The following is a 15,984-nucleotide window of genomic DNA, read 5'->3' as shown; positions in this document are numbered from 1 at the left end:
ACCTAGTTCCAAAAAATCATCCTTATATTTATACCATAGTTGCATTTTTTCCGCCATTGACAAAACCGGCGGAAAAATAAGATTCTTCCACCGGTTTTTAGAGATTTTGACAAAATTTTCACCAAGTTTATTATTCTTCTTTTGCAAGCTCCAAAAGAATTTTCTCCGAACGAGCAATAAAGTTCTTCATTGCCTCTCCCTCGAGCGGCGCATTTTGGATGCGCGCCAAATCATAAAGCTGCTCTTCAATAAGCTTTCCGGAATCCGTTTCCGTGCTTTCCTCATGTTTGAGAAGATACTGCACGAGCGGATGCCTTTCATTTAAAACCAAGGTTTCTTCAAGCGGAAGTGCTCCCATAGGCATGCCGGACATCGCATACATCTTCATCATATCCTGCATTCTGCGGGATTCTTCGGAAATAGAAAGGAGACTCGCCGGCGTTTCGGAAAGGAGTCTGTCCACTTTCACATGAAGCTTATCCTTGGAAAGTAAGCTTTGGAAAGCCTTTTCCAGCTTTTCTCCCGCTGCTTTCAACTTCTCCTGTTCATCAGAGGAAAGCTCGTCCTTCATGGCCTCCTGCACATCGGCATCAATTCTTTGGAAACGAAGCCCGCTGTTCTTCGCCTCAAGCTCCGTGATAAAGGGCTGGTCGATTCGCTCTGTAAGGTAAACCGCCTCTTTCTTATGCTCTTTAAAGAGGGAAATGTACTGGCTCTGCGCTACCGCGTCGGAAACATAGTAGACCTTTTGAATCTTTTCTTCTTCCTTATTTTCTACCTGATCTGCAGTATCTGCTACCGGAGCATCCTTTTCCTCCTTCACATCCTCAATAAGTTCCTCGGAAGATTTCGCTGTGTCTGCTCCATTTAAAGCCTTGCCCTTCTCCTTTAATTCAGGAAGCGTACAATATTTTTCCTCCAAATCCTTGAAGAGAATATAGTCGGTCATCTTCTCCGCAAACTTACTGTCACGAAGCACACCGTACTTAATAAAAGGAGAAATGTCATCCCAGTACTTCTCATAGGACTCTCTTTCCGTCTTACACATACCGGAAAGTTTCTCCGCTACCTTCTTCGTAATGTAGTCGGAAATCTTCTTTACAAAGCCGTCATTTTGCAGCTGAGAACGGGAAACGTTCAGGGGAAGATCCGGACAGTCAATCACACCCTTTAAAAGGAGCAAATACTCGGGAATCACTTCCTTGATATTATCCGCAATAAAGACCTGGTTGTTATAAAGCTTAATTGTTCCCTCAATCGACTCATACTCCGAGTTAATCTTCGGGAAATAAAGAATCCCCTTCAGATTATACGGATAATCCATGTTCAGATGAATCCAGAAAAGCGGCTCCATATAGTCATGGAAGGTCTTTCTGTAGAAGTCGAGATACTGCTCTTTCTCCACTGTAGAGGGAGACTCTCCCCAAAGCGGATGGGTATCATTTAAAAGAACGGGGCGCTTTTCAATCTTCAGCTTGGCTTCCGTCTTTCTTTCTTCTCCCTTTTCATCCTTTTCCACCTTCTCGGGAATTTCCTCGAGTACGATGTCGGAATCCAGTTTCTCCTCCTTGGAAATGATTTCACTGTCGCGCGGATATTTATCAAGGTAAATCTCTACCGGCATGAAGGAGCAGTACTTCTCAATCACGGAGCGAAGCTCCCATTCATTGGCATACTTCACACAGTCTTCATTTAAATGAAGCGTAATATCCGTACCGTGCTCCTTCTTCTCACCGTCCGTCATACTGTACTCGGTACCGCCGTCACATGTCCAGTGCACGGGGGTAGAGCCCTCTTTATAGGATAAGGTCTCAATCTCCACCTTGTCCGCTACCATGAAGGCGGAATAAAATCCCAGGCCGAAATGACCGATGATCTGATCGCTGTTTGCCTTGTCCTTATACTTCTCGATAAACTCGGTCGCACCGGAAAAAGCAATCTGCGTAATATACTTTTCTACCTCCTCCGCAGTCATACCGATTCCATTATCGCTAAAACGAATTGTCTTCTTCTCCGGCTCAACTGTAACCGTAACTCGCCCCTTAAAGTCAGACGGCTTCGTCCACTCTCCAATTAGAGAAAGCTTCTCCAGCTTCGTTACCGCATCCGTTGCATTGGAAATTTGCTCACGAACAAAAATGTCCTGATCACTGTACATCCACTTCTTGATAATCGGGAAAATATTTTCACTATGAATAGATAAAGATCCATTTTTCTGCATAAACAATACCTCTTTTCAAATTTTTTACTTACAAATATGAAGTATAACACAAAAATTAGCACTCTTCAATATAGAGTGCTAATTTTCCTGTATCATTCGTGCTATTTTTCTGTATCATTCATGTCTACCCAAAACCTGTAAAGCTTTTAACTGCTTGTTTACCATTTACCTCTTAAGTTAAAAATTCTATGATTTTAAATTAGCTATATTTTCGATTTTCTTTAATCTTTTTTGAATATTATCTTTCAATAAAAAGTACTTCTCATCCTTATAAATTTGAGGTACTTCATCTACTAAGTATTCCTCTGACCATTGATTTGAATCCCATAAATTTTTAGGAGTATGAATAGAAAAACTATAATTTTCGATTCCACTTTCTATCCTACACATTATAGGAGTATAACTACCATTTTTTGTATACTCGATGTAAGTACTATATATTTGGAAACTTTTAGGTTTTTCTAAGATTAGTAAATAAAAAACCACCTCTAACAATTCTTCACTTTCAAAGATAGTATCTTGATGTATCCACGGAGCAAATAATAATCCTGCATATCTATGGTCTCCAAATTCATCTGCTTGTTTTAGATACTTTCTTTCTAATTCTTTATTCCATTTTAAGAATTCTTCAGGAGTTTTTATCTCGTATTCTTGGTGTTGACAATCAAATCCACAAAACTTTCGATAAGGATTTGTTGGATCAATTAATTTCCAAACACTATTTTCTTGAACTGTAAGACAAATATGTTCTTGAGGATTTTTATAGCAATCAGTTTTGAGTAATACATATTTAACTTTAAAACCTAAAGTAATTAATACTGAAGCTAAAAAGTTTGAATAATCTCCACATGTCCCGGATCTGAATTCTAAAAGATCTAAGTCACTTCGTTGTAATGGAAAATAAGGTGAGTTTAAACGACTATACGCTATGTTATTGTCTATCCATTCAAATATCTTTAAAGTCGTATCCTTTAAACTTAAGTTTCTTAATTCTAATTCTTCGATAAATTGAGTTATCTCTTCATTGTTTGGATGAATATATTGCTCCATAAATCTCCTTTATAGAAATATTTTTTTTAAAACTTATTACTAGTAGTGGGCTTTATTAATTAATGCAATTATTTTTCTCATTCCAATTTTTTAATACTACTGTCACCAAGTTTTTCAAGTGACATCAATTGTGTTCTTGCAAGTTTTCTAAGTTCTATCATTCTTTCTTTTTGATCCATGCCTTTACCAATAAGGATTGCATTATAGCTTTCCATATTTGCTAGTACCAATAATTCATTCAGACTTGCATAATCTCTCATATTTCCCTTTAAGTCATGATTTTCTTCACGCCACTGTTTTGCTCGCTTGTTAAATAAGGCAACATTGAGCATATCTGCTTCACTTGCATACTTGTAAGACAACTGTTCGTTGGTAAGATCCTTTAAGAGATATTCTTTGATTGCATCTGTATGAATTTTATAGTTAATCTTGGAGATTTCTCTATTTAAGTTCCAACCTAATGATAATCTTGAATTCTCATCATCTTTTAATCTTTGATAATCTTTGATGATATATAGCTCAAACTCTGCTGAAATCCACGAAGCAAATTTAAATGCAATATCCTTGTGCGCAAATGTACCGCCACCTCTTCCAAGCTTCACATATATTCCTTTTGCATTTGTCATATTAACCCATTTCTGAGGAGATAAGGTAAATGCGTTACTACCTGCTTCTTTCAAAAACCCCTCGAATTCGAGGGGGTTAAACTCAAGATTATTTAACTGCTCCCATATTCCTAAATATTCTATCGTGTTATAGTTTCTCATCCAATTTGCAACAACCACATTCGGCTCTTCACTATTTTTATATCGTGCAATATCTGTAAGACTGATATAGTCATTCTTAAAATCTTCTGTGTACACTTGAATAGCAATACCTTTTGCTTCGATCGTGTCTTTTTTTACCTTAGACATGTGAGTTCCTCCTTTATGCTGATGTACTGTTTACAACACTTATTTTCCTAAAACTCTCCTAAACAGCACAATTCATTTTTTTGATTTAGAATTTAATAGAAGCTCTAAGCCCCTTGTATTTACTTGACTATTTGCCTGTGTCAATATTATGACACGAGACCCACAAGTTGGATCATACACTTTGTTAATGCTTGTTTTTCCATCCATTACAAGTCTGGCTAAAAGTTTGGAAACCGGTATCTATATCTTTAAATAGACCCTTAATAGTATCCTCTGCCATTGTTCCTATTGCACTACCCTCTATGGCATTAAAGATATTTACTAAATCTGTATCTCCTGCCTTTCGTTCTGCAATATTAAAGATTGATATAAATCTCATGTCAATATTTTGTCGCTGAAAAAGACCATAATCGGAATAGACACTACCGTAAGAAGCGTTGTGAAAATATTGATGCAGCTTGCATACTCCTCATCTTTTCCAAAAAGAATGGCAAACTGCGCAACACTTGCCGCTGACGGTGCTATTGCACTTAAGTAAGTAACTAAAAATAAAGTCGGATTATCCAAGAATCCATCCACTACACTAAAAGCCTTAATCAATAAAAGATAGCAAAGGGGTAGGGCGAATAAGCGCAAAAAAGAAATAAGATAGATTCGCTTATAAAGAAATATCTTCTTCACCTGCATTCCACCAAGGGCAATCCCCGTAATGAGCATACTGATAGAGCCAACCATCTTCCCTAAGTCGGAAATGGCAAGAGCAAGAGGATGCGGTAGAGAAATCTTTGTAAAAAAGAGAAAAGCACCAAAAAAAATCGCCAAAATGTTCGGATTGAGAAGAATTTTCAAAAAAAGCTTGACATATTGCTTTTCGCCGGATTTTTTCCCCTGAAATAATTGCAGACCATGTGTCCAAATCAAAAGATTAAACACAGTAATATAAGCAGAAACATAAAGTAGATATTCATCGCCGAATACACTTGCAACAAGGGGCAGCACAAAATAACCGCAATTCGTGTACTCTACGGACATTTCCTCAACAGGACTCAAATTCAATGGCCTTCTCAGCATTCTTCCCATGAAAAGAAAGAGAAAGTTCGCTAAGATTGCATAGAAGAAACACAATAGAAGATTTCTAGCGGCAGTTTCACTAAGCTCTATCGAAAAGGAACTCACAATAACACAGGGGGAAAGAAGATAAACGGTAATTTTGGAAAGAGGCAAACTATCTTCTTTTTTTAACAATCCGCTTTTCACCAACATCACTCCGGCAAATACCATGAGTAAGAGAGATGCAATTTTTGCCAGTAAAGGAAATATAAGGGTAGACATAGATTTGCCTTCTTTCTGTACGCATTTTTCATTATTTTATCATAGAAATCGCATATAGGTCTTTAAGAAGGTTTTTTATCAAATAAAAATTCTTCACAAAAAAAGACAATGCAACGCACTGTCTTCATCATGGAACCGCAGGGACTCGAACCCTGGACCGATCGGTTATGAGCCGAGTGCTCTAACCAACTGAGCTACGGTTCCGCAGAGTATTATAAATGAAATCTACATCATTTAGCAAGTATTATAAGAACAAAAAAGCCTAAGCGACGCTTAGGCTTAAGCCGATATTCGGACTCGAACCGAAGACCTACTGATTACAAATCAGTTGCTCTACCAACTGAGCTATATCGGCACACCTTTACAAAACCACATATCTGAAATCATTCCAGCAGTAAAACATATCAATCAGACGCATTGGATAAGCCCTCGACCTATTAGTAGCTGTCAGCTGAATGCTTTGCAGCACTTACACCTCAGCCCTATCTACCTCGTTCTCTTCAAGGGGTCTTACTCTTACGATGGGATATCTCATCTTGAGGTTGGCTTCACGCTTAGATGCCTTCAGCGTTTATCCATTCCCAACTTGCCTACCCTGCGATGGGATTGATTCCCAACAGGTTCAGCAGAGGTCAGTCCATCCCGGTCCTCTCGTACTAAGGACAGATCCTCTCAAATATCCTACGCCCGCGCCGGATAGGGACCGAACTGTCTCACGACGTTCTGAACCCAGCTCGCGTACCGCTTTAAATGGGCGAACAGCCCAACCCTTGGGACCGACTTCAGCCCCAGGATGCGATGAGCCGACATCGAGGTGCCAAACCTCCCCGTCGATGTGAACTCTTGGGGGAGATCAGCCTGTTATCCCCAGGGTAGCTTTTATCCGTTGAGCGATGGCAATCCCACTTTCATACCACCGGATCACTAAGTCCGTATTTCTACTCTGCTTGGCCCGTCAGCCTCGCAGTCAGGCTCCCTTATGCCTTTACACTCTTTGGATGGTTTCCAACCATCCTGAGGGAACCTTTGAGCGCCTCCGATACACTTTCGGAGGCGACCGCCCCAGTCAAACTCCCCACCTGACATTGTCCCTTGACCGGCTTACGGCCTAAGGTTAGAAATCCAATAACATAAGGGTGGTATCCCAACAGCGACTCTGATAATACCGAAGTACTATCTTCTCAGTCTCCCACCTATCCTGTGCATACATTACCGAATCCCAGTATCAAGCTGGAGTAAAGCTCCATGGGGTCTTTCCGTCCTGGCGCGGGTAACCAGCATCTTCACTGGCACTTCAATTTCACCGGGTGCATTGTTGAGACAGCGCTCAAATCATTACGCCTTTCGTGCGGGTCGGAACTTACCCGACAAGGAATTTCGCTACCTTAGGACCGTTATAGTTACGGCCGCCGTTTACTGGGGCTTCAATTCAAAGCTTCGATTGCTCTAACCTCTCCTCTTAACCTTCCAGCACCGGGCAGGCGTCAGCCCATATACTTTACCTTACGGTTTCGCATAGACCTGTGTTTTTGCTAAACAGTTGCTTGAGCCTTTTCTCTGCGGCCCAGTTGCCTGGGCACCCCTTCTCCCGAAGTTACGGGGTCATTTTGCCGAGTTCCTTAACAATGCTTCTCCCGCCGGCCTTAGGATTCTCTCCTCATCTACCTGTGTCGGTTTGCGGTACGGGCTTACTAAACACTATAGCGGCTTTTCTCGCCACAGAGTCGAAGAGCTTCTCTACTTTATTTCGATCCGCATCAGGTCTTCAGATTATGCAGCGGCTTTTCCTACTACACTCCTACCTCCCTTGCACCGGTCTTCTCATTCCCGGCTCTCTCTTTCTCCATGTGTCCCCACATTTCTGATTTAGTAAGGTACTGGAATCTACACCAGTTGTCCATCGACTACGCGTCTCCGCCTCGCCTTAGGCCCCGACTTACCCAGGGCAGATCAGCTTTACCCTGGAAACCTTAGATATTCGGCCTGGAGGATTCTCACCTCCATCTCGCTACTCATTCCGGCATTCTCTCTTCAAAACAATCCACGGCTCCTTCCGGTACCGCTTCATCTCGTTTTCAATGCTCCTCTACCGATGGCATTCGCCATCCCTAAGCTTCGGTGTCATGTTTTAGCCCCGTTAATTTTCGGCGCAGGACCTCTCGACTAGTGAGCTATTACGCACTCTTTGAATGTGTGGCTGCTTCTAAGCCAACATCCTAGTTGTCTATGAAATCCCACATCCTTTACCACTTAACATGTACTTTGGGACCTTAGCTGTAGATCTGGGCTGTTTCCCTTTTGACTACGGAATTTATATCCCGCAGTCTGACTCCCGCTTATATCTTACCGCCATTCGGAGTTTGATATCTCTTGGTAGACTTTGACGCCCCCTCAAGAATTCAGTGCTCTACCTGCGAAAGACTTACAGCGAGGCTAGCCCTAAAGCTATTTCGAGGAGAACCAGCTATCTCCGGGTTCGATTGGAATTTCTCCGCTATCCACACCTCATCGCCACCCTTTTCAACGGATGTGCGTTCGGACCTCCACCAAATTTTACTTTAGCTTCATCCTGGACATGGATAGGTCACCCGGTTTCGGGTCTATATCTACTGACTTAACGCCCTATTTAGACTTGCTCTCGCTTCGGCTCCGGACCTAAAGTCCTTAACCTTGCCAGTAACTATAACTCGCCGGACCGTTCTACAAAAAGTACGCGGTTCAGCTTGCGCTGTTCCACAGTTTGTAAACACAGGGTTTCAGGTTCTCTTTCACTCCCCTCCCGGGGTCCTTTTCACCTTTCCTTCACAGTACTAATCGCTATCGGTCACTGAGTAGTATTTAGCCTTGGGGGGTGGTCCCCCCGTCTTCCTGCCAGGTTCCACGTGTCTGACAGTACTCTGGATACTGCTTAATCCTTTACGCTTCGTGTAAGGGGCTTTTCACCCTCTATGGCGCCTATTTCCATCGGCTTCCACTCACTTACAGATCTTTATGCAGTCCGGACCCCGAAGTGCACGCACCTCGGTTTGGGCTCTTCCGATTTCGCTCGCCACTACTTTCGGAATCACGGTTGTTTTCTCTTCCTCCGCCTACTTAGATGTTTCAGTTCAGCGGGTTCCCTCCGTACAGTTATGTATTGGCTGTACGGTACTAGAGGTCTTCTCTAGTGGGTTTCCCCATTCAGAGATCTGCGGATCAACTCGTATTTGCCAATCCCCGCAGCTTTTCGCAGCTTATCACGTCTTTCTTCGGCTCTCAGTGCCTAGGCATTCACCCTATGCTCTTATTGCTTAACCAATTCTCCACTTGATCGCTCAAGTGTCGAGATACTAGCGTGTATCTCTTTTCTGATTGTGAAGAAGATTTCTCTTCTTACTCTCGATTGTTTGTACAAGTTTTACCTTGTACCCTCGGATGTCTTACTCTATTTACTAGAATAATTATTTCTTTCTGATATGTAGTTTTCAAGGTACGATGCTTACTTTCGTAAGCAGTACAATGGGAAGTCATGAACCTCCTGTGCTCCTCGCAGCATTGTATTTCATTCTTTTTTGCTTTTAAAAAAATGTCCGGCATCCACCTATCTTTCCGTGCCGTTACCAGCAAAGTATTTTCGGCCGTTTAAGTCTTAACCGTCGTGTTCGGGATGGGAACGGGTGTTTCCCCTAAACGCATCAACACCGGACAAAATTTAACATATTTAATTTTTACCTTTCAACCAACGATCGAATAACACACAAACCCCTACTTTATCCTTAGAAAGGAGGTGATCCAGCCGCACCTTCCGATACGGCTACCTTGTTACGACTTCACCCCAGTCATCAGTCCTGCCTTCGGCAGCTTCCTCTCTTGGAACATTGACTTCGGGCATTACCAACTCCCATGGTGTGACGGGCGGTGTGTACAAGACCCGGGAACGTATTCACCGCAGCATGCTGATCTGCGATTACTAGCGATTCCAGCTTCGTGTAGTCGGGTTGCAGACTACAGTCCGAACTGAGACGTTATTTTTGAGATTTGCTTAAGGTCACCCTCTTGCTTCCCTTTGTTTACGCCATTGTAGCACGTGTGTAGCCCAAGTCATAAGGGGCATGATGATTTGACGTCATCCCCGCCTTCCTCCAGGTTATCCCTGGCAGTCTAGTTAGAGTGCCCATCTTACTGCTGGCTACTAACTATAGGGGTTGCGCTCGTTGCGGGACTTAACCCAACATCTCACGACACGAGCTGACGACAACCATGCACCACCTGTCACCATTGCCCCGAAGGGAAAATGCATTACACACTCTGTCAATGGGATCTCAAGACTTGGTAAGGTTCTTCGCGTTGCTTCGAATTAAACCACATGCTCCACCGCTTGTGCGGGTCCCCGTCAATTCCTTTGAGTTTCATTCTTGCGAACGTACTCCCCAGGTGGAATACTTATTGCGTTAGCGACGGCACCGAGATGCTTTGCTCCCCGACACCTAGTATTCATCGTTTACAGCGTGGACTACCAGGGTATCTAATCCTGTTTGATCCCCACGCTTTCGAGCCTCAACGTCAGTTATTGTCCAGTAAGCCGCCTTCGCCTCCGGTGTTCTTCCTGATATCTACGCATTTCACCGCTACACCAAGAATTCCACTTACCTCTCCAACACTCTAGAACAACAGTTTCCAAAGCAGTCCCCAGGTTGAGCCCAGGGTTTTCACTTCAGACTTGCCATTCCGTCTACGCTCCCTTTACACCCAGTAAATCCGGATAACGCTTGCCCCCTACGTATTACCGCGGCTGCTGGCACGTAGTTAGCCGGGGCTTCTTAGTCAGGTACTGTCATTATCTTCCCTGCTGATAGAGCTTTACATACCGAAATACTTCTTCACTCACGCGGCGTCGCTGCATCAGGGTTTCCCCCATTGTGCAATATTCCCCACTGCTGCCTCCCGTAGGAGTTTGGGCCGTGTCTCAGTCCCAATGTGGCCGGTCATCCTCTCAGATCGGCTACTGATCGTTGCTTTGGTAGGCTTTTACCCTGCCAACTGGCTAATCAGACGCGGGTCCATCTTATGGCGATAAATCTTTTCACACTCTGCCATGCGGCAATGTGTGCTTATGCGGTATTAGCAGTGATTTCTCTCTGTTATCCCCCTCCATAAGGCAGGTTACCCACGTGTTACTCACCCGTCCGCCACTAGATAACGTATCTTCCGGCCGAAGCTTTCCGATACGCATCTCGTTCGACTTGCATGTGTTAGGCACGCCGCCAGCGTTCATCCTGAGCCAGGATCGAACTCTCATAATAAATGTGAACTGTCATCACTGACAGTTAAAGTTCAGTCCAAGTCAAAACGCGCTTAGCTTGTTTTCCTTAATTACTGTAATTAGGTTTTTCGCTGTCTTGAATTTCTCCAAGACTTTCTGAATTTTCTCTGCCGGAACTCCGGCTTTTTGTTCTTCTTAAGAAGAACATTTTTCAAGAATCTTCAGGGTCTGTGTATTATTCGATCTTTGATTTTCAAGGTACTTGCCATCTCTCGTTTGGAGCGACAGCTTGTGTATTCTAGCATTAGGAAAAATCTCTGTCAAGCAATTTTTTTCGTTTTTGTATGAATTTTTTTATATCTTCCGTTTCAGATAAGAATTCCATATTTTTTCTATACTATAATCTGAACCTATTTCTTCAACAAAATATTGATTAACGCATTTTCCGGATTTTAATACAAAAGTATAATGCCCTCTCTTAAAACCTCTGTCCCGTAATCATTGCATAGATAGAGAAAAAGAACAGGAGTATAAATACGATGATGCGAATCGGGTTGAATCGAAAATACCAACCGCGCTGTTTTGCAATATAAATCCAGCCAATCTGTCCTGCTACACACAAAAAAGATACCACACACATAATTTGCCATGGATACTGTCTAAAAAAATTTCCAAACTGTTCGCCCATGTTTTTCCTCCCATAAATCCCGAATTGCTATAGCACGCTTTATTCTGCTATCATCTTATTACAACCCTTGCAAGATAGCATTCCGGACAAGCCCTGTCAAGCGGATTCCCTTGGGTTTCACCCTCCTATTTTCGGCTCTATTTCCTTGACTTCCGGCCCTCCTATTTTTTCCTTCACTCCAATCTCCCTCATTTCCTCTATAGACAGTCTTCCTGTTCCGTTTATAATAATGCAGTAGCGGAAAAAATTAATCAATATTCCGCTATGATTGGAAAATGATTCTATTTCCTATAGGAAAGGAGTTCTCATGTCTAAAATAATTTATCTTGCCGGAGGCTGCTTCTGGGGTGTGGAAGCCTATTTTCAAAGAATTCCCGGTGTACTTTCCACAAAATGCGGCTATGCAAACGGAAATACAGAGCATCCTACTTATAAAGAGGTCTGTCAAAATAATACCGGGCACGCGGAAACTGTTGAGATTACTTATGATGAAGAGTGCTTGCCTTTAAAGAATCTCCTGCGCTACTATCTTCGGATTATTGACCCGACAAACCTCAATAAGCAGGGAAACGATAGAGGAACCCAGTATCGAACCGGCATTTATTATATTGAAGAAAAGGATAAAGCGACGATTGAAGCGGTCCTGAAAAAAGAGCAGGAAAAATATCAGGGGGCCATTGTCGTAGAAGTTCTTCCGCTAAAGCGCTTTGACTCCGCAGAAGAGTACCATCAAAGTTACCTAAACAAAAATCCGGACGGCTACTGTCATATTCCATTGGCTCTTGCGGATGAGCCTCTTCTTGACGAGGAGAAATATCAGGCTTTACCGGAGGAAGAATTACAAAAAAAGCTTACAAAGGAAGAGTATGAGGTGCTGGTAAACTCCGCTACCGACCGCCCCTTCGAAAATGCATATTGGGACACAACGGAAAAAGGGCTCTATGTGGACAGAGCCACGGGAGAGCCCCTATTTTCCTCCAAAGATAAATTCCAGTCCGGTTGCGGATGGCCGAGCTTCTCGAAGCCTATTGCTCAAGAAGTGATTCGCTACCTGGATGACGACAGCCTTGGCCGCCACAGAGTGGAAGTTCGCTCACAGGGGGGCGATTACCACCTTGGACATGTCTTTACGGACGGTCCGAAGGAGCTCACCGGACTGCGCTATTGTATCAACTCCTCTTCCGTTCGCTTTATTCCTTATGAAGATATGGAAAAGGAAGGCTACGGAGAATTGAAAAAATATATTTAAAGAGATCCTCTTAGCGTTCCTTTCAGAGAATGCTTGGTATTTCTTTCGCCTCTATTCCTTCCACGCTTTATAATCCGAGACTTTCATTCACAAGAATCACATGAATACGATCCGTATGACGAGAATACCGTGTGATTAAGAACTGGCAACAAATCGTATCCGGAGATTTGCAATCGGAACATCTTCCTGTCAGCTTACAGGGGGTTTTGATATCAAATCTCTGGGCGTTTGCCGGCGCAGCTATATTTCTGGCACGTTTCATAGCGCTATCCAAGTCTGAACAGATCTTGTTCATGCTCACAATAAAAATAAGCTTCTTCGGACCCTGTGCAATGCAGGAAACCCGGTTTGCGTTCCCGTCTATATTGACAAGAATTCCGTCATCCGTCATCGCATTCGCGCTGGCAAGAAAAATATCCGCATCATATGCTGCGAGAAGTGCTTCTCTCGGCTCCATCTTACTTCTGTCAATAAAATGATAGTCACTTTCCTTGAGGGCGGAAACAAGCCCGATTTCCTGCGCGCTCATGCAGCCCCCCATGGAAATGCTGCTGCCCTTCGGAATAAGCTCCAAGGCCGTCTTTAACGCTTCCTCTTTATCCTTTGCATAATAACCGCTCATATTACGGGACTGCAGCCCTTTTATGACATGCTCTGCCAATACTGCATTTCTTTTCTCCAAATGAATGTCCATAGCTCTCCTCTTTCTCAACTTTATGTCTCTGCATGATAAGATATTCTACGCACACTCTTCTAACTCTGACCAGCCGGAAAAGTGTAGCTAAACTTAGGTATACACCTTAAGCAACTCATTATACCACCATTACTTTATCTTATGCTTCTTCATCTTCTCTTCAAAGATATCCGTGATAATCTTTCGAAGCTCTTCTCTTTCCTTCTCCGGAAGCGCACCAGCCTGTTTTGCTACTGCATAGAGTTCCGGATATTCTTTGGCAATCCTTTCAATGGTCTTGGTAGTGGCATGGCCTCTTACGAAAAAGGGAATCCTTTTAATCCATTCCTCCGGCACCAAATCTAAGATTTTCTTTCCCGCCTCCTTATCGCTGATGACCGCCTCCGATAAGCCCTGCTTAATTTGCTCCTGTTCCTTTTCCGTAAAATCCTGTAATTCCATAATATCTCCTTTTTACTCCATAGTTTTTCTCATTTCTGACTATTATACCCATAATTTAAAGAAAAGCTTTTAAAAAAAAGAAATCCCTTTTCTGAAGAAAGAGATTCCTTTTCTAAAAAACCGCTTCATGTTTGCGATACTTTATGGCAAAGAAGATAGCATAAAACAAAAATGGAAAAATAGCTTTAAATTCTTCCGAAAATCAAAAATCCCACTATCGTTAAAATCATCAGACTTTCCTGAATATAGGTGTATCTTTCCACCTTGGACACAATGCGGTAACGCCCCGGACTTTTTGCATAGTCATAGAAGCAGTAGGAGCACCATAAAGTGTTTAAGAAAAGTAGCAAAACGGACAGTCTGCTCAGTCTCCATACCAGGATGAAGTTCGTGCAAATGTCTACCCAGGTCAAAATAAAGACAAAGCGAATACATTTTTTATAGCCGAAAAGCTTGGAATAGGTCACATACTCCGTTTCCTCCTCCGGTGCCCGAATCTTTCTCGAAATCTCCCAAATAAGGGCCGGAAAATACAGGGTAAGCACGGCCATGAAATTGGTAATATCGAAAACCGGCAATTTGTATTTCATAATGGTATAGGAAATCACATAGAGGTTTAGAAGAATCTGCACCGGATTATGGGTAACCAAAGCCAGAGGAAGGGACTTTGCAATCTTATGCTTTTGGAAAAACCACACCGCCATTAAGCTTCCATAGGTGTAAAGAATAAAGCAGAAGATAAAATTCTTCATAAAAAGAAAGTTAATCAGCAGAGTAAAGGAAATGAGAATGGTCGCAAAAATTCGTAAATCCGTCTTTGTGACTCTGCCTGAGGGAAGAGGTCGAAAGGCAAAAAGCCGTTTGTCCAGCTCGTAGTCCTTAAAGTCATCCGCAATTCTTAGCCAAAGCAAGAAGCTAAAAACCGTAAAGCTGCAAATCAGCATGCCCAAAATATCATGCTGCACAAAAAAACTGTAAAGTGCCGATTGCCCCTCCACCGGCTGAAACGAAAGAAGCGTCTCCTTTCCCACTCCATGGTTTAAGAGCACAATAAAGTAGATTTCCAGGAAAATCATTACCCCAAGTCCCAGCCTCGGTACAATGGGATACATTTCCTTAAAATAAATATTTAAGCGCTTAAGCCTTTCCATAGCCTATCCTTTCCCCGATTTCAAGCTTTGTTTCCAAGCCTTTGTTCGTATTCTCAAAAAGGTCCTCATCAATCACAATTTTCTCACTGAGCATTTCCACAATAGTCGAGCCTCCCAGAGAAAAATAGCCTTTTTCCTCTCCTGCGGCAAAGCGAAAAGGAAGCTGATTTGCCCTATGGTTATGAATATGCCCAACGAGCATTGCCCCCACTTCCACATGGAGAATTTTCCCCATACCGCTAAGATCCAAAAGACTGATTTCTCTTTTGTTTTCGGAAAATGCCTTAAAGTGAGCCGCCTCTTTTCGCACACTGTCCAGCCTGCCCTTGATTTTCTTTGTTCTCAAAAGTCTTCCCCTTGCCGGGAAAATGTAGCGATGATAATCCGGCAAGCTCAGACGAAAAACCAATAGCGTTCCGCCTTTCAAAAATTCCGGACATGGAGCCTTCAGAATTTTTTCTATGGAATAGTAATTCCCCTTGATTTCCAAAGGAAGCGGATTGAATTTCCCTTTATTTTCGTTGCCGGGGAAAATGATTTTTCCTTCTTGGTCTATTTTATAGGCCAGAAGCTTTCCGGAAGCGGTTGCATAGAAAGCTTGCTTTCTCGCCTGTCCTTTCTCCCGTAACTTTTCCTTCCATGCCTCTCCATTTTCCTTTGTATTCTCTTTCCCGGCCTCCCGTAAATTCACGGCTTCTTTTCTGGAAAAGAAAGCCCCAAAGCTCTGATAATTCTTCTTTAAAAGCTCTTTGGAAAGTCCGTATTTTTCTACAAAGGGAGCAATCTCTTTTTTAGAAAGAAAGCTGTTGTAATACAAGCCTCGAAGAAAAGAAAAATAGGGGCGGGCAAAAATCATTTTGAGAAGAACTCTCCCAAGAAAATGATGGTACAAAAAATAAATGGCCCTCTGCCCATACTCCTCTTCTTGAATCACTCTTCCTGTTTTTCGCTCGATAATGGAAGGGGCGTTTTGCTCATTTTGTTTTTGCTCTTTTCCCATAA

General features: G+C 42.7%; 10 protein-coding genes, 2 tRNA genes and 3 rRNA genes. 1 reads left to right on the top strand and 14 read right to left on the bottom strand.

Going from position 1 to position 15,984, the window contains the following annotated elements:
* Positions 1–130: 130 nt before the first annotated feature.
* The 10 genes from htpG to HMPREF9124_RS03670 form a co-directional block, all read right to left on the bottom strand.
* Positions 131–2,221, bottom strand: coding sequence for a molecular chaperone HtpG (gene htpG, locus HMPREF9124_RS03720; protein WP_009427864.1), 2,091 nt, complete (start codon positions 2,219–2,221; stop codon positions 131–133).
* Positions 2,222–2,407: 186 nt separating this feature from the next.
* Positions 2,408–3,271 carry a transglutaminase-like domain-containing protein gene (locus HMPREF9124_RS03715; RefSeq protein WP_009428120.1) on the bottom strand — a complete coding sequence of 288 codons (864 nt, stop codon included), beginning with the start codon at positions 3,269–3,271 and terminating at the stop codon, positions 2,408–2,410.
* 77 nt (positions 3,272–3,348) lie between these two features.
* Positions 3,349–4,185 (bottom strand): KilA-N domain-containing protein, encoded by an 837-nt coding sequence (locus tag HMPREF9124_RS03710; RefSeq protein ID WP_009428848.1) that lies wholly within the window; start codon positions 4,183–4,185, stop codon positions 3,349–3,351.
* A 375-nt stretch (positions 4,186–4,560) separates the two neighbouring features.
* Positions 4,561–5,517, bottom strand: a complete 957-nt coding sequence (locus HMPREF9124_RS03700) for an AEC family transporter (RefSeq protein ID WP_009428721.1) — start codon at positions 5,515–5,517, stop codon at positions 4,561–4,563.
* A gap of 130 nt (positions 5,518–5,647) precedes the next feature.
* Positions 5,648–5,721: transfer RNA gene (locus HMPREF9124_RS03695), tRNA-Ile, on the bottom strand.
* 78 nt (positions 5,722–5,799) lie between these two features.
* Positions 5,800–5,872: transfer RNA gene (locus tag HMPREF9124_RS03690), tRNA-Thr, on the bottom strand.
* 61 nt (positions 5,873–5,933) lie between these two features.
* A 23S ribosomal RNA gene (locus tag HMPREF9124_RS03685) occupies positions 5,934–8,814 on the bottom strand.
* A gap of 270 nt (positions 8,815–9,084) precedes the next feature.
* Positions 9,085–9,202, bottom strand: a 5S ribosomal RNA gene (gene rrf, locus HMPREF9124_RS03680).
* A gap of 74 nt (positions 9,203–9,276) precedes the next feature.
* Positions 9,277–10,799, bottom strand: a 16S ribosomal RNA gene (locus HMPREF9124_RS03675).
* Together the 16S, 23S and 5S rRNA genes with 2 tRNA genes alongside form the textbook arrangement of a ribosomal RNA operon.
* A gap of 438 nt (positions 10,800–11,237) precedes the next feature.
* The gene (locus tag HMPREF9124_RS03670) at positions 11,238–11,447 is read right to left on the bottom strand and encodes a hypothetical protein (protein ID WP_009429409.1); all 210 of its coding nucleotides are present in this window, start codon (positions 11,445–11,447) and stop codon (positions 11,238–11,240) included.
* Positions 11,448–11,754: 307 nt separating this feature from the next.
* Here HMPREF9124_RS03670 and msrA point away from each other — a divergent pair, with 307 nt between their 5' ends.
* Positions 11,755–12,696, top strand: a complete 942-nt coding sequence (gene msrA, locus HMPREF9124_RS03665; protein ID WP_009427797.1) for a peptide-methionine (S)-S-oxide reductase MsrA — start codon at positions 11,755–11,757, stop codon at positions 12,694–12,696.
* A 67-nt stretch (positions 12,697–12,763) separates the two neighbouring features.
* On the opposite strand, the gene HMPREF9124_RS03660 is transcribed toward msrA, so the two are convergent.
* The 4 genes from HMPREF9124_RS03660 to HMPREF9124_RS03645 form a co-directional block, all read right to left on the bottom strand.
* Positions 12,764–13,390 (bottom strand): lactate utilization protein, encoded by a 627-nt coding sequence (locus tag HMPREF9124_RS03660; RefSeq protein WP_009428469.1) that lies wholly within the window; start codon positions 13,388–13,390, stop codon positions 12,764–12,766.
* Between the two features lie 129 nt (positions 13,391–13,519).
* Positions 13,520–13,831: a hypothetical protein gene (locus HMPREF9124_RS03655; protein ID WP_009428889.1), complete on the bottom strand. Its 312-nt coding sequence runs from the start codon at positions 13,829–13,831 to the stop codon at positions 13,520–13,522.
* Between the two features lie 185 nt (positions 13,832–14,016).
* On the bottom strand, positions 14,017–14,982 hold the full coding sequence (locus HMPREF9124_RS03650; protein WP_009429576.1) for a prenyltransferase: 966 nt from the start codon (positions 14,980–14,982) through the stop codon (positions 14,017–14,019).
* Positions 14,969–15,982 (bottom strand): phosphatidylserine decarboxylase, encoded by a 1,014-nt coding sequence (locus HMPREF9124_RS03645; protein WP_009429886.1) that lies wholly within the window; start codon positions 15,980–15,982, stop codon positions 14,969–14,971. Before HMPREF9124_RS03645 ends, HMPREF9124_RS03650 begins: the two co-directional genes overlap by 14 nt.
* Between the last annotated feature and the right edge of the window lie 2 nt (positions 15,983–15,984).

The organism is Oribacterium sp. oral taxon 108 str. F0425 (genome assembly GCF_000214455.1).
GTDB lineage: Bacteria > Bacillota > Clostridia > Lachnospirales > Lachnospiraceae > Oribacterium > Oribacterium asaccharolyticum.
Note: the sequence above shows the minus strand (reverse complement) of the source record. Positions and strands in the feature narration are given on the sequence as shown.

Excerpts from the sequence above, each read along its gene's own strand:
- htpG (WP_009427864.1), bottom strand. The coding sequence starts at position 2,221 with ATGCAGAAAAATGGATCTTTATCTATTCATAGTGAAAATATTTTCCCG.
- HMPREF9124_RS03715 (WP_009428120.1), bottom strand. The coding sequence starts at position 3,271 with ATGGAGCAATATATTCATCCAAACAATGAAGAGATAACTCAATTTATC.
- HMPREF9124_RS03710 (WP_009428848.1), bottom strand. The coding sequence starts at position 4,185 with ATGTCTAAGGTAAAAAAAGACACGATCGAAGCAAAAGGTATTGCTATT.
- HMPREF9124_RS03700 (WP_009428721.1), bottom strand. The coding sequence starts at position 5,517 with ATGTCTACCCTTATATTTCCTTTACTGGCAAAAATTGCATCTCTCTTA.
- HMPREF9124_RS03670 (WP_009429409.1), bottom strand. The coding sequence starts at position 11,447 with ATGGGCGAACAGTTTGGAAATTTTTTTAGACAGTATCCATGGCAAATT.
- msrA (WP_009427797.1), top strand. The coding sequence starts at position 11,755 with ATGTCTAAAATAATTTATCTTGCCGGAGGCTGCTTCTGGGGTGTGGAA.
- HMPREF9124_RS03660 (WP_009428469.1), bottom strand. The coding sequence starts at position 13,390 with ATGGACATTCATTTGGAGAAAAGAAATGCAGTATTGGCAGAGCATGTC.
- HMPREF9124_RS03655 (WP_009428889.1), bottom strand. The coding sequence starts at position 13,831 with ATGGAATTACAGGATTTTACGGAAAAGGAACAGGAGCAAATTAAGCAG.
- HMPREF9124_RS03650 (WP_009429576.1), bottom strand. The coding sequence starts at position 14,982 with ATGGAAAGGCTTAAGCGCTTAAATATTTATTTTAAGGAAATGTATCCC.
- HMPREF9124_RS03645 (WP_009429886.1), bottom strand. The coding sequence starts at position 15,982 with ATGGGAAAAGAGCAAAAACAAAATGAGCAAAACGCCCCTTCCATTATC.